The following is a 12449-nucleotide window of genomic DNA, read 5'->3' as shown; positions in this document are numbered from 1 at the left end:
CTCGCCATGCTAAGCTTAAACCAAGCTTAATTTATAAAAACTGATTTTATATTTAAAATAGTACGCAGAACAACGCCTACTACACTGTTTGCCTGCACTAGACCCTCTTCGAATCGGATGGAAAGCATGAGTGAGGAAGTGTTCACTTGATTCCATAACAATTTCTATTTTCATGGTGGTCATTTGCTTCTTACTAAAATAGCTTTTCTTACATTTTAGGCTCTCTTGGAGACGCTGGGTCGGTTGCTCTGTGGCACCTACTAGAAGCCCTAAAATCTTATCAGAAGTCATGGATCTATCTTTCTTAATTTTTATTACTTTTTGCCAGTAAAGGTTCCATTTTTTTAGCAAGCGGCAGATATTAGAATTGTGTAAATTGAATAAATAACCCCAAAATATGTGTATGAGATACGTTCTGTAGTATATCAGTACGCATAAAACCCTGTCTTGAAGCGTTGCTACATGAGACTTTCTTCCATGACATTTCTTCTGTTCTACAATTTTTTCCCAAGCTGGAGCTAATCTCTTAACAACTTCTGAGAATTCTATAACTGCCCAACCTGTAAGACATGACATGGGGTATTTTCGATAAGCCTTTGAAATCTATTGCCATCTTATGGTAAGATAAAATTTCAATAGTACACCTTTTATTACAATCATGCAACTACTTTTTAGCATTTCGCAGAGGGTCTAAAGTCTAATCCAGAACTGACGTTCATACATTAGTTATGTCTCTAGCATACAGAAAACAAAATTGGTTAAACAATTTTGTATCATCAGGCGCACATTGGGGCCATTGTGATAGATTGATAGTATAGTTTTTTACTACGCTTCTAGGGTTATTTTTGATACTCTTGTGGTACAAATCCTATTATTTGTTGATTTTCAGGCTAATTTTAGTCTATTTTGGATAGATCATCCCCATAAACACCTCTTAATATTATGGTATTTGGCACCCCATATAAGTTATACGTTATATTAACGTAACTATTTATATATTCTGTAATATGGGTTAATGCTAATTTCTTAAAATTAAAATCATAATAGCAAAAATTAGCTTAATTTTAAATTAAACTAAATAAAAATGAACAAGAATAAATTTAAAGTTCTATTATGTTGTTATATAATGGGAATAGCTGGGTGTAACAAAATAGACAATCCAGGTTATGCGATTAATCCTTATCAAAAATTTTTTGCGTGGTTCAGAACTAGTTTTGCGTGGTTCAGAACTAATAATGATCCGTGTAAGAATTCTCAAACTAATGTTGATATGGCTGCCACTAAAGCTGCGAGAGCACGATGTGTATATGATCACATTAATTGTATAGCTGATGGTATCGATAGCCTTGTTGAAAATTATAAGTCTCATAAAGAAGACGTTCTGACTAACGTACAAGATGCAGTAGCTTCGCATAGTAAAGAGTCAGAACGTTTTAAAAAACTTGTGCACATGGTCCGTTTTGATAGTTTTGAAAAATTTTCAAACAAGGCCTATCGTATTAAGTTTGCTGCTAACAATGCTTATAATCAATGTAAAGATGCTGAAAAGATGGTTTGTGATAAACATAATGAGATTCTGAAAATAGCAAGCCCAATGAATCAACCGAATATTAATTTCCGTTTACCATATATTCAACATATTCAACAGCATCAAAAGGATGCTTATACCAAACTTTGTAATCAAGTTGAGCTAATTGATCAGTCTTACAAAACTATTTATTTACTACGTAATATCCTTCAATATCGAGTTGAAGAAGAACTCGAACTTCTGGAAGAAATCATTAAGCTGAGCCGTTCCTAGATAAGAAAGCGCTAGAATTGCGCTAAAGAGGAAAAGATATGTGTGCCCAGTGAGACTAGTATGTGCCAGTAGGTGAAAGTTCTACTAGGTCAAAAGTTAGAAGCCTACAGCTCGCATAGCAGTATCACAAGAAATCAAGATGCTGAAACCTATTGACGGGCTTATCTAAAGGGTAAAGCTCAGATGATCAGGCCGCAGCGCAAACGAACAGTCAATAGCGTCCATTTAAGACATAAATATTATTGACTATTACATAGAACAGCATTTTTTACATGGAGTATTGGTATACACAGCACTTATGGAAACCGATAAAAGATATTGAAAACTTCCTATACTTATTGCAAATCAGTCATATATATAGAAAATCTGCGAAAGAATATATTGGTTACGGATGATGACTATAGGAAAAATTTTTAGTGTGTTTTTAAGGAAAATGGTTACAAAATCTGAACTTATAAGCTTAAAAAATGACCCCAAAAAGCCTAAGAAGCATATGTTTCTTGGGCATGTAAATGGGCCTCAAGTTTCGCAGAGAGTCTACTGTTGCTAGAAATGGCACACCACAAACAGCTTTCAAAAGGGATCTAATATTAGAAATAATCAATATTAATGCCTAAATTTATATAATAGACCGGTAGCAGACCGCAAATAGCGATCCAAGCTTTTGATAAAGGTCCATAAATTTTTTAAATTTGCACACCTCTAGGTGTAAAACAAAAATTATAAGTAGTACATGTTAACCATACAACAGCTCGTAAGAAAAGGTAGAAAAAAACCCTCTTCTTCATCAAAATCTCCAGCGCTTTCCTCCTGTCCACAACGGCGGGGCGTATGCGTCAAAGTTTATACTATGAAGCCAAGAAAGCCAAACTCCTCTATGAAGAAAGTAGCTAGAGTGCGCTTAACAACAGGGAAAGAAATCAACACCTACATTCCTGGAGAAGGCCATAACCTACAAGAGCACTCTATCGTCCTGATTAGAGGAGGAGGTGTAAAAGACTTATCAGGCGTCAGCTACTCTATTATTCGTGGCGTGTTGGATACTTCAGGTGTTAGTGGAAGGTGTCAAGCAAGGTCCGTATATGGAACCAAGAAGCCTAAGAAAAAATAAATTTAATACCAAGGAATAATATGAGAAGGAAACAAGCTATAAAAAGAGTATTAGCACCTGACTATAAATATGGAGATCCGTTAGTAACTAGATTTGTAAACGGATTGATGCAACAAGGAAAGAAAAGCCTTGCTTTCAGTATTTTTTATGATACCATTGCCTCGGTCTCCCAAAAGACACAAGAAGAAGGTTTAGAAGTTTGGCGCAAAGCGCTGCATAATGTAACCCCCACTTTAGAGGTCAAACGGAGGCGTGTTGGAGGGGCTACCCTTCAAGTTCCTATTGAAATACGGCCAGACAGAAGGATATTTTTAGGCATGAAATGGCTGATTGACTATGCAAGATCCCGTGGAGAAAAGACTATGAAAGAAAGACTAACCAACGAAATTATTGCAGCTGCTAAGGAAGAGGGAGGTGCTTTCAAACGTAAAGTAGACACCCATAAAATGGCAAGTTCAAACAGAGCCTTCTCACATTTTAACTTGAGATAAATGGCAAACGAACTAACCTTTTTAAGAAATATAGGCATCATGGCCCATATTGATGCTGGTAAAACAACCACCACGGAGCGCATTCTATATTATACCGGTCTAACCCACAAAATAGGGGAAGTACATGACGGAGGAGCTGTAATGGATTGGATGGCTCAAGAGCAAGAACGGGGGATTACCATTACCTCTGCTGCCACCACTACATTTTGGAAATATCCAACCATACAGGGCAAAGCAAATGACAAGACTCAAACCTATAAAATCAACATCATCGATACACCAGGCCACGTAGACTTTACCGTAGAGGTAGAGCGTTCTTTACGTGTATTGGATGGTGCCATTGCTTTATTTTGTGCTGTATCTGGTGTAGAGCCTCAGTCTGAAACTGTTTGGCGTCAAGCCGATAAATACAGGGTACCCCGCATCTGTTTTGTAAACAAAATGGATAGAGCTGGTGCCAACTTCTTTAATGCGCTGAATGAAATCAAAGAAAAACTAGGTACCAATCCCGTTCCATTACAAATTCCTATTGGCAGTGAAACAGCCTTTAAAGGGGTAGTAGACCTGATTACCAATGAAGCGATCGTTTGGAACGAAAATGACTTAGGTATGACCTACCAAGTAATACCTATTCCCGAAGATTTGGTAGAAACGGTTGCAGAGTGGCGTCAAAACCTCATTGAGAGTGTAGCCAGTTATGACGAAGCATTAATGGAAAAATTCTTTGATCATCCAGATACCATTACACCAGATGAAATCAGAGCAGCCATTCGCAAAGCGGTTATCGACCTCTCTTTTTCCCCTGTCCTCTGCGGTTCTGCTTTTAAAAACAAGGGTGTTCAAGCACTCTTAGATGCAGCATGTGCCTACCTACCTTCTCCACTAGATCTACCTCCAGTAGAATGCACCCATCCAGATACGGGAGCAGTCATGCTTAGAAAGCCAGAGAACAGTGAACCCTTTACCGCACTAGCCTTTAAAATTGCAACTGATCCGTTTGTAGGCAGGCTAGCCTTTTTGCGTGTCTACTCAGGCAGCCTAGATGCTGGATCTTACGTTCACAACAATAGAACCGGCAAAAAAGAGCGCATTGCCCGTTTGATGCAAATGCATGCCAACAAACAAAATCCTATTAACGCAGTACAAGCAGGAGACATCTGTGCAGTAGTAGGCTTCAAAGAGATTAAAACCGGCGATACATTAACCAATGAAAAGCAAAAAGCCATATTAGAAGCCATCACCTTTCCAGAGCCGGTAATCGGGTACTCTATTGAGCCTAAAAAACAAGCAGACCAGGATAAATTAACCCTATCCATTGCCAAGCTCATGGAAGAAGACCCAACCTTACGCATGGAAACCAGCCATGAAACTGGGCAAACCATTCTAAAAGGCATGGGTGAGTTACACCTAGAAATTATTATTGACCGGCTTAAGCGCGAATTTAAACTTGAAATCAACCAAGGCGCACCACAAGTTGCCTATAAGGAAGCGCTTACCGCTACTGTAGAACACAAAGAAGTTTATAAGAAACAAACAGGTGGTAGGGGTAAATTTGCAGATATTGTTTTTGAGATAGGACCTAGAGAGCTTGTGGAGGGCGAACCCGTTAAGCCAGGATTGGAATTTGTGAATAAGATTGTTGGAGGGGTTATTCCCAAAGAGTTTATTCCAGCCATTCAAAAAGGATTTACAGCAGCTATGGAGAATGGACCACTGGCAAACTATCCTGTAGAATCGATGCGGGTTAAAATCTTTCATGGCTCCTATCATGACGTTGACTCAGATTCTTTATCTTTCGAATTAGCCGCCAGAGCTGGTTTTAGGGCTGCCGCGCAGAAGGCTTCTCCTGTACTTTTGGAACCCATTATGTCTGTAGAAGTAGCTACCCCTGACGAGTTTACAGGTCCGGTAACAGGAGATCTTAATAGAAGAAGAGGTATTATGAAAGGCATGCATGGAAAAGGCGGCGCACAAATTGTTAAAGCAGAGGTGCCATTAGCAGAGCTATTTGGCTATGTTACCGACCTTAGAACCATTACCTCAGGGAGGGCGTCTGCTTCATTAACTTTTTCGCATTATGAGCCAGTCCCTAAAAACTTAGCAGAAGCTGTTATCAACAAGGCAAAAGGCATAACGGTATAGTATTCTAAATATAGCAACCAAACATCATGAACCAAAAAATTCGAATCAAGCTTAAATCATTTGATGCTGCCCTCTTAGATAAATCGGCAGATAGCATTGTTAGGGCTGTAAAAGCTACCAAAACAGTAGTAAATGGTCCCATTCCACTTCCAGGTAAAAAAGAGGTATATACGGTACTACGTTCTCCACATGTAAATAAAAAGTCGCGCGAGCAATTTCAGCTTTGCACGCATAAAAGGTTGATCGACATTTATTCCAGCAGTTCAAAAGCGGTAGATGCATTAACCAAGCTAGAGCTGCCTAGTGGCGTAGAGGTTGAAATTAAAGTGTAAACCTTATATTGCAACCGCCGATAAAGAAATTTGGCACGCAGTAAAATTAAGCTATGGAAAAAATTACCCCAAAAGTAGATTTAGCGTTCAAAAAAATATTTGGTGTAGAAGAAAATAAGGATCTACTGATTGCCTTAATAAATGCGACTGTTGCACCGGAAGATCAAGTGGTGGATGTTACCCTATTGAACCCCTATAATCCAAAAAATTTTAGAACAGATAAACTATCTATATTAGATATTAAAGCAGTAGGAGAAACAGGAAAAAGATTTAATATAGAAATTCAAATCACAGATGAATCAGATTATGATAAGCGGGCTTTATATTACTGGGCCAAGTTGTATACAGAACAATTACAATCTGCTCATAGTTATGGTAGTTTGAATAAAGCAATAGGCATTCACATTCTTAATTTTATTTCTATCACAGATAATAAGAAGTATCATAATGTATTCCATATCACAGAAAAAGAGAGTGGACTGCCTGACTTTACCGATTTAGAATTGCACACCATAGAACTGAGTAAGTTCAGTAGCGACCCCAATGAAGATCTAAAAAGCTTATTGAGAAAGATACAAAACGGACTAGATATCTGGACCGCTTTTCTTACTAGAAACGATTTACTCAACAAAGACAATTTGCCTGAGTTGCTAAATAATAATAGCCTAAAAAAGGCTTTGTATGTCTTAGAGACGATGAATTTTACTGATGAGGAAAGGATGGCTTATGAAGACCACTTGAAGTGGCTCAGAATAGAAGCCAATACATTAGAAAAAGTTCAAAGGGAAGCAAAAGAACAAGGCATCCGAATAGGGGAAGAAAAAGGTAAACTAGAAGGCATCCAAATAGGGGAAGAAAAAGGTAAACTAGAAGGCAAGCTAGAAATAGCCAGACTACTTTTATCAGAAGGAGAATCGATAGAACGGGTTCTTCAGTTAACTGGTCTATCTCATTCTTATATTGCGCAACTCAAGTAGATCATTAGGACAGCACCCATGTCTATCCCCACTGTTTTAGTGACCGGTTCAGAAGGTCTGTTGGGTAGTGCATTACAAGCAACCTTTCCGACCTATTCCTTGCTTAGGCCGCTCTTTTGCAGTAAGTCCATGATGGATATTACTGATCCAGACCAAATAGAAGCCTACATCCAGACACATGCCATCCGATACATCATCAACTGTGCTGCCTATACAGATGTGCAGCGAGCAGAGCAAGCAGCCGAGCACTGTTTTAAAGTAAATAGCATAGGAGCAGGCCAGTTGGCGGCATTAGCTGCAAAACACCATGTTGTACTCTTTCATATCTCAACAGACTATGTTTTTGGCGCTACTACAGGGCGTCCATTAAAGCCAGACGACCCTACTGGTCCATGCAATACCTATGGCCGGTCCAAACTAGCCGGAGAGCAACAAATAGCTGCATATGCTGCCCAATTTTACATCATTCGAACAGCCTGGCTGTATGGCGAAACAGGGAATAATTTTTTTACAAAAATAGTGGCATTGGCCCAGAGCGGCCAGACCATTCAAATGGTTGATGACCAAATAGGTAGCCCCACCTATGTCTATGACCTAGCAACCGCCATTTGGAAGATCATTGAAAAAATAGACAACCATGGCCCAGCGCACTACCCACCCGGTATCTATCACTATACCAATGAGGGAGTAGCCAGTTGGTATGACTTTGCCCATGCTATTCTAACTACTGTGCCCAGTCGTTGCGCCTTAGTGCCCATTTCTTCCCCTGCAATAGCGCCTAAAAGACCCTACTACAGTGTATTAAGCAAGTCCTCCTTTCGAGCAGTATTTCAGATTAAAATCCCCCATTGGTTGGATAGTCTTGCCATCTGCTTGCAAAAATGGCAAGCCCTCGAAAGCTATTTCTGATGGCAATTTTGGTGTCGAAGCTAGTCTACGCTCCTCAAATACATCTAAGTATGCTCCGGTGCTCGACTGCGCTTCTCCTAAAAATTGCTCATCACAAATAGCTTTGGCAAGAAGGCTATTACAGCCAACTTTTGCTTTTAGCTATTATTTATTCTAAATTTAGACAATCTTTCTGGCATCTACTACACCCTTACGCCCCACAAAAAGGTACCACATCATGTAGGTTATAGGATGATCCACTAGAAGTACCAGGTTATTTAGGCGCCATGGTCGCCTTCAAATTACTTATTTTAACGCTTTTTTATGGCAAATGTTGTTGCAATTGTAGGAAGATCCAATGTGGGTAAGTCTACTTTTTTTAACAGATTAATCGAAGCAAGGAAAGCCATTATGGATGGATCTGTTCATACGACCCGTGACCGCCATTATGGTTATGCACAGTGGGGGGATAAATCCTTTACCGTTATAGATACCGGTGGTTATATGTGTGGTACAGACCATACCTTTGAACATGGCATTCGGGAGCAGATTGAACTCGCATTGGGTCAAGCCAATGTAGTACTCTTTATGGTGGACTGCATAGAAGGCCTAACCGATACAGATAAGGAATTTGCAACTATCTTACGCAAAATCAATAAGCCCGTTTTTGTAGTAGCCAATAAAGCCGAAAATGTACTGGCTGCAATGGTTGCACCCAGTTTCTATGCCTTAGGCTTTGGCACACCCTTTCCCATAGCTGCCATCAATGGTTCTGGAACCGGTGATTTGCTAGATGCTTTATTGCCTTACTTAAAAGAATCAGTCCCTGTTGATGCAACAGCAGATAAGCTGCCTAGGCTCACCATTTTAGGCCGGCCAAACGTAGGCAAGTCATCTTTTTTAAATGTGCTATTAGATGAAAATAGAAGCATGGTAAGCCCTGTCTCTGGCACCACGAGGGATGCGATAGATACGGAGTACAATCGTTATAATAAAAGGTTTATCCTTACCGATACAGCAGGCATACGCAAAAAGTCCAGGGTAAAAGATGCCATTGAATTTTATTCCGTGTTGCGTGCTGTAAAAGCGATGCAAGACGCTGACATCTGTGTCATCATGATAGACGCCCAGCATGGCATAGAAGCACAAGACATTTCGATTATTGCACTCGCACATCGGTATAAGAAAGGCATGGTATTGGTAGTCAACAAATGGGATTTGATCGATAAGGAAGCAACAACCGCTGACGCCTACAGAAAACATCTCTTGCGCAAGCTAGCTCCTTTAGACTATCTACCCATTCTCTTTGTTTCAACCATAAAGAAACAAAGAGTCTATCAAACCCTTGAAAAAGCACTTGCTGTTTATCAAAATAAAATAAAAAAAATTCCCACTTCTGAATTAAACAAAGTGATCTTACCCGTTATTGAAAGAAACCATCCACCCGCTGTAAAAGGCAAATATATTCAAATTAAATATTGCACACAGGTTAGTGGCAGTGCCCCCACATTTGCTTTCTTTTGCAACCATCCAGCCTATATTCAACCCAATTACAAAAGCTACTTGGTCAATCAACTTAGGGCTCATTTTAACTTCGAAGGCGTCCCTGTTCAAGTAGTCTTTAAGAAAAAATAGTCTGGTTGTATAGATTCGCTATTAAAAAACAGGGGATGGCTCCAACTCATTAACTTATTTTGTAAATTGCACACGATAAAGCAGTAGTAACGTTTCGAAAGAGGTCTATTAGACCTCTTTCGAAAAGGGTTTATTAGACCTCTTTCGAAAGCGATTTGTGGTGAGCAATTTTTAGGAGAAGCGCAGTCGCGCACCGCAGAATACTCAGATGTATTTGAGGAGCATAGACCAGCTTCGATACCAAAATTGCCATTAGAAATCGAATTTCGAAAGAGGTCTAATATCAAAATATACCAATATGCAAATCAATAAGAACTACATGATCGGCTTATTAGCCTTAACCTCCATGGGTATTTTATATTATGGTTTTTTATTCCTGAAAGGCCACAATATATTTTCTAAATACAACGATTATCGGGTTTCTTATCCTGTGAATAAGAACCTATATGTTTCTGCCCCTGTGAAACTAAAAGGCCATATAATAGGGATGGTTACCAAAGTAGAAATTAAGCCTAAACAAAATTACAGTACATTGGTGACCATTGAAGTAGACAAGCAATTTCCTTTGACCCATACCAGTAAAGTTTTATTGAACAATGCAGGTATGATGGAAGGCAACGCTTTAGAAATTGAGCTGCACAAAGGCCGTCCTATTAGCAAGCATGATATTATCACGGGCCAACTCCATCCAGATTTTAATGATATTGATCTTAAAGCGATGACCACACAAGTGGCAACGGTTACACAAAACCTTATCAAGACAACAGAGGGAGTGAATGCCATTCTGGTCAATCTTGAAAAAACCAGTTCCACCTTAAACACTGCTATTCACGGCCTCGAGCACAACATAAATGCCATTGCACAAAATATCATTACCATTTCTTCGGTATTGGCAGATTCCAAAAAGGGTATTCCAGCCATATTGCCTACAATGCACAGCCTGCTTTTAGAAGTAAAATCTATTCCTTTTCAGGATATTACTTGTAGAGTTACCAACATGTTGCAAGAGATAGAAAAATTGATAGCGCATACCTGCAGCAATCATGGAAGCTTTGGGCTATTCATACATGATCCAGCACTCTATCATAACCTCAATGATAGCGTAGCCAACTTGAACGCATTAATTTGTGATTTAAAGAGCCGGCCATCACGCTTTCTAAAGCTAGGATTTTCTTTTTTGGAGTTAAACTTAAATAAGCAAAAAAAACTAACCAATCGTTAAACCAGCTATTCGATCACTATTTTTATTTCAAAAGCCTAGTCCTATTCTGGCAAAAACCCACCCGCTTGCATATGCCAAAGTTTGGAAAAATGTCCTTTTTGCGCTAAAAGTTCTGACACTGTACCATCTTCAACAATTTTCCCCTTATCAAAAACCAAAATCCGATCCATATAGTTTAAGGTAGATAAGCGGTGTGCAATCACCAGTGTAGTGGCATGCTCCATCACGCTTTTCAAGCTCGTTTGAATAAACTTTTCTGTAATGGAGTCCAACGCAGAAGTAGCTTCGTCCATAATAAGAATAGGCGCATCTTTTAAAATAGCACGTGCAATCGCAATACGTTGCCGTTGGCCTCCTGAGAGCTTTACACCACGCTCTCCCACCATCGTTTGGAGCCCCTTATCGAGCTGTTCTATAAAATCCATACAATGGGCCAATTTCGCTGCTTCCACCACTTCTGCTACTGTGGCATCCAAACGTCCATATTGGATGTTTTCAAAAATCGTACGGTGGAAAAGCAAGGGATCCTGCGGAATCATAGCAATCTGGCTATGCAAAGATGCTTGTGTGACTTTTGAGATATCCTGACCATCAATAGCTATCTTTCCACCATCTAGGTTATACAAACGCAATATCAGATGGACAAAAGTAGTCTTTCCTGAGCCAGACAAACCGACCAAACCAACCCTTTCCCCCCCCTTAACCTGAACAGAAATTTGGCTAAAGACCCTAGATAGTGGTTTATAATGAAACGTAACCTTATCCAAACAAATGGCCCCTTCCTGAACCATTAGCTCAGTTGCATCAGGGTGATTGCAGATCTCATGTGGCTCACTTAAAAGAGAAAGCGCTGCTTTAGAAACCCCCACTTCCTTAGCAATTTGCGTGATATGCAAAGAGCTATGCCAAATCAACCCCATAAGGTTAAAGAAAGTCATGGTAATAAGCGAACAATCCCCTATGGTAATCCAACTGTTATTCCACGCATATACCAATGTCAAGAAGGTAATAATCAGAAATAGCAAAGTAAGCAATCCCTTATAAAAGCTAGCTTTTTCAATAGCCCAAGAAGCCTTTTCAGATTTTTTTATTTCATCTATTTGGTATCTATTCAAATATTTTAGTTCATAGGCCATACGGGCAAACAGCCGCACCGCCAACATACAGCCCAGACTATCTACAATTTGGCCATCCAATGCAGAGATCGCTTCTGCATGTATTTTAGCGGTTTGGTTGATATTACCAATATTCAAAATGGTTAAGATCACAAAGGTAGCTACAAAAACAAACAATATCAGACCAAAAACAGTACTTACCTGAAAGACCAGCCCCAATGAAATACAAAAAGTAAGCATGGTGCAGCAAAAATTACCGATTAAAATATCTAAAATATGTTCACACGCGCGGGGTAATTCTGCAATTTTATTGGCCAATCCTCCTGTAAAATGGTCAGAAAAATAGCCATGCGATTGCCTTTGGGTATAGGCAATTACACTTTCTCGAATAGCTTTTCGAAAGCCAGGCCAAACATAAATAGATACAACACCATAAGCTCTAATGGAAATTTCCATAAGCAGCCAAGATGTTAACAACCCCACCAACGGAAAAGCCAGTGCACGAAAAGGCGTATCGATAGCTGGTTGAAGCTGTACAAGCCTATTGATTAATATTTTAACAAAGTAAGGACATAATGCCTCATGCAGTGGCCAAAATATAATGGCAAAGAACATAAAACCGAAACCGACTGGTTGCCGTTTTACGAAATAGAAGATAAAAGCGAAAAGGGTTCGGGGTAAAGCGTTTATTTCTTTAGCCATTGTAATAATTTTATGGTTCCCTAGTAGCCAAAA

General features: G+C 39.4%; 11 protein-coding genes. 9 read left to right on the top strand and 2 right to left on the bottom strand.

The window, feature by feature from the left end; all coding sequences use genetic code 11:
- Positions 1–15: 15 nt before the first annotated feature.
- Complete coding sequence (locus tag AAHM81_RS04215; RefSeq protein WP_342265252.1) at positions 16–576, bottom strand: transposase family protein; 561 nt, start codon at positions 574–576, stop codon at positions 16–18.
- 508 nt (positions 577–1084) lie between these two features.
- On the opposite strand from AAHM81_RS04215, the gene AAHM81_RS04210 reads away from it, so the two are divergent.
- The 9 genes from AAHM81_RS04210 to AAHM81_RS04170 all read left to right on the top strand — a co-directional run bounded on the left by AAHM81_RS04210 (position 1085) and on the right by AAHM81_RS04170 (position 10599).
- Positions 1085–1801 carry a hypothetical protein gene (locus tag AAHM81_RS04210; RefSeq protein ID WP_342265251.1) on the top strand — a complete coding sequence of 239 codons (717 nt, stop codon included), beginning with the start codon at positions 1085–1087 and terminating at the stop codon, positions 1799–1801.
- Between the two features lie 733 nt (positions 1802–2534).
- A complete protein-coding gene (gene rpsL, locus AAHM81_RS04205; protein ID WP_342265250.1) occupies positions 2535–2912 on the top strand; it encodes a 30S ribosomal protein S12 in 378 nt (125 codons plus the stop codon).
- 20 nt (positions 2913–2932) lie between these two features.
- Positions 2933–3403, top strand: a complete 471-nt coding sequence (rpsG, locus tag AAHM81_RS04200) for a 30S ribosomal protein S7 (RefSeq protein ID WP_342265249.1) — start codon at positions 2933–2935, stop codon at positions 3401–3403.
- A complete protein-coding gene (gene fusA / locus AAHM81_RS04195) occupies positions 3404–5545 on the top strand; it encodes an elongation factor G (protein WP_342265248.1) in 2142 nt (713 codons plus the stop codon).
- 26 nt (positions 5546–5571) lie between these two features.
- Positions 5572–5877: a 30S ribosomal protein S10 gene (rpsJ, locus tag AAHM81_RS04190; RefSeq protein WP_250238908.1), complete on the top strand. Its 306-nt coding sequence runs from the start codon at positions 5572–5574 to the stop codon at positions 5875–5877.
- A gap of 53 nt (positions 5878–5930) precedes the next feature.
- Positions 5931–6854, top strand: a complete 924-nt coding sequence (locus tag AAHM81_RS04185) for an Rpn family recombination-promoting nuclease/putative transposase (protein WP_342265247.1) — start codon at positions 5931–5933, stop codon at positions 6852–6854.
- An 18-nt stretch (positions 6855–6872) separates the two neighbouring features.
- Positions 6873–7763 carry a dTDP-4-dehydrorhamnose reductase gene (gene rfbD / locus AAHM81_RS04180; protein WP_342265246.1) on the top strand — a complete coding sequence of 297 codons (891 nt, stop codon included), beginning with the start codon at positions 6873–6875 and terminating at the stop codon, positions 7761–7763.
- A gap of 303 nt (positions 7764–8066) precedes the next feature.
- Positions 8067–9377 carry a ribosome biogenesis GTPase Der gene (gene der / locus AAHM81_RS04175; protein WP_342265245.1) on the top strand — a complete coding sequence of 437 codons (1311 nt, stop codon included), beginning with the start codon at positions 8067–8069 and terminating at the stop codon, positions 9375–9377.
- A 298-nt stretch (positions 9378–9675) separates the two neighbouring features.
- A complete protein-coding gene (locus tag AAHM81_RS04170; RefSeq protein WP_342265244.1) occupies positions 9676–10599 on the top strand; it encodes an MlaD family protein in 924 nt (307 codons plus the stop codon).
- A 41-nt stretch (positions 10600–10640) separates the two neighbouring features.
- Here AAHM81_RS04170 and AAHM81_RS04165 read toward each other — a convergent pair whose 3' ends face one another.
- A complete protein-coding gene (locus AAHM81_RS04165; protein ID WP_342265243.1) occupies positions 10641–12329 on the bottom strand; it encodes an ABC transporter ATP-binding protein in 1689 nt (562 codons plus the stop codon).
- Positions 12330–12449 lie beyond the last annotated feature (120 nt).

Source organism: Cardinium endosymbiont of Philonthus spinipes, assembly GCF_964030745.1.
Lineage (GTDB): Bacteria > Bacteroidota > Bacteroidia > Cytophagales > Amoebophilaceae > Cardinium.
The sequence above is the reverse complement of the archived record's forward strand: the minus strand, read 5'-3'. Positions and strand labels throughout refer to the sequence as shown.

Coding starts and splice junctions, on each gene's coding strand:
- rfbD (WP_342265246.1), top strand. CDS start 6,873: ATGTCTATCCCCACTGTTTTAGTGACCGGTTCAGAAGGTCTGTTGGGT.
- rpsJ (WP_250238908.1), top strand. CDS start 5,572: ATGAACCAAAAAATTCGAATCAAGCTTAAATCATTTGATGCTGCCCTC.
- rpsL (WP_342265250.1), top strand. CDS start 2,535: ATGTTAACCATACAACAGCTCGTAAGAAAAGGTAGAAAAAAACCCTCT.
- der (WP_342265245.1), top strand. CDS start 8,067: ATGGCAAATGTTGTTGCAATTGTAGGAAGATCCAATGTGGGTAAGTCT.
- AAHM81_RS04210 (WP_342265251.1), top strand. CDS start 1,085: ATGAACAAGAATAAATTTAAAGTTCTATTATGTTGTTATATAATGGGA.
- rpsG (WP_342265249.1), top strand. CDS start 2,933: ATGAGAAGGAAACAAGCTATAAAAAGAGTATTAGCACCTGACTATAAA.
- AAHM81_RS04215 (WP_342265252.1), bottom strand. CDS start 576: ATGTCATGTCTTACAGGTTGGGCAGTTATAGAATTCTCAGAAGTTGTT.
- AAHM81_RS04170 (WP_342265244.1), top strand. CDS start 9,676: ATGCAAATCAATAAGAACTACATGATCGGCTTATTAGCCTTAACCTCC.
- fusA (WP_342265248.1), top strand. CDS start 3,404: ATGGCAAACGAACTAACCTTTTTAAGAAATATAGGCATCATGGCCCAT.
- AAHM81_RS04185 (WP_342265247.1), top strand. CDS start 5,931: ATGGAAAAAATTACCCCAAAAGTAGATTTAGCGTTCAAAAAAATATTT.
- AAHM81_RS04165 (WP_342265243.1), bottom strand. CDS start 12,329: ATGTTCTTTGCCATTATATTTTGGCCACTGCATGAGGCATTATGTCCT.